General features: G+C 72.9%; 2 pseudogenes. One reads left to right on the top strand and one right to left on the bottom strand.

Annotation, left to right across the window (positions count from 1 at the left end):
• Positions 1 to 575 (top strand): annotated as a pseudogene (locus J0695_RS38035) (MFS transporter); the annotation flags it as partial.
• A 34-nt stretch (positions 576 to 609) separates the two neighbouring features.
• Here J0695_RS38035 and J0695_RS38030 read toward each other — a convergent pair.
• A pseudogene (locus J0695_RS38030) lies at positions 610 to 1,035 on the bottom strand (class F sortase); the annotation flags it as partial.
• Positions 1,036 to 1,075 lie beyond the last annotated feature (40 nt).

Here is a 1,075-nt window from a genome sequence, read left to right as displayed (position 1 = left end):
GGCGTCACTCCGGGCACGCGCTGCGCGTGCCCGGAGTGACGCCGGTCCTCCTCGTCACGCTGGTCTTCGTGCTGGCGCACACGGTTCTGTACGCGTACGTCGCCGCCTACCTGGACCACCTCGGCATGGGCGACTCGACGGACCTCGTCCTCCTCACCTTCGGGGCCGGGTCCCTGCTCTCCATCTGGATCGTGGGCGCGAAGATCCACCGCCATCTCCGTACGCTGACCGTCGCGGGCACCGTCCTGGTCGCGGCGGCGGCCGCCCTGCTGGCCGTACTGTCCGACAGCCACACCCTGGTCTATGTCGCGGCGGCCCTCTGGGGCCTGGGCTGGGGCGGCATCCCGACCCTGCTGCAGACCGCGGCGGCGGACGCGGGCGGTGCGTCGGCGGACGCCGCGCAGGCCATGCTCGTCACGCTCTGGAACGCGGCGATGGCCGCCGGGGGAGTGGCCGGCGGCATTCTTCTCGACGCGGTCGGCGCGACGGCGCTGCCCTGGAGCGTTCTCGTACTCCTGGCGCCGGTCCTCGTCGTGGTCCTCGCGGCCCGCACCCACGGGTTCCCGCGCGGCTGAGCGGCGCGGCTGAGCGGCGCGGTCAGCCGCGCGGTCAGTGCCGGGGCTTCGTCCCGGTCAGGTGCGCGAAGACGACGACATTGCCGAGGTACTCCTGCTTGGCCTTGTCGAAGCCGCCGCCGCAGGTGATCAGGCGCAGTTCGGGCCGGGAGGCGCGGCCGTAGACCTTCTTGTCGGGGAAGGCGTCCGCCGCGTACACCTCGATGGCGTCGATGGTGAAGACGGCGGTGGTCCGGTCGGCGCGGTCGACCTCGACGGTGTTGCCCTTCTTGAGGGCGCCCAGACCGTAGAAGACGGCCGGTCCCTGCCGGGTGTCGACATGCCCGGCGAGTACGGCGGTGCCGGTGGCGCCGGGGGTGATGCCGTCCTTGTACCAGCCGGCGAGGTTGCGGTCGTCCTCGGGCGGTGCGGTCAGATGGCCGTCGTCGTCCAGGCCGAGGCCGGTGAGCGGGGCGCATACCGGCGCTCCATGTCAGCGCCCCGCTCACCGGCCTCGGCCT

This window comes from Streptomyces beijiangensis, from assembly GCF_017315755.1.
Taxonomy (GTDB): domain Bacteria; phylum Actinomycetota; class Actinomycetes; order Streptomycetales; family Streptomycetaceae; genus Streptomyces; species Streptomyces beijiangensis.
This window is presented reverse-complemented; position numbering and strand designations above follow the sequence as displayed.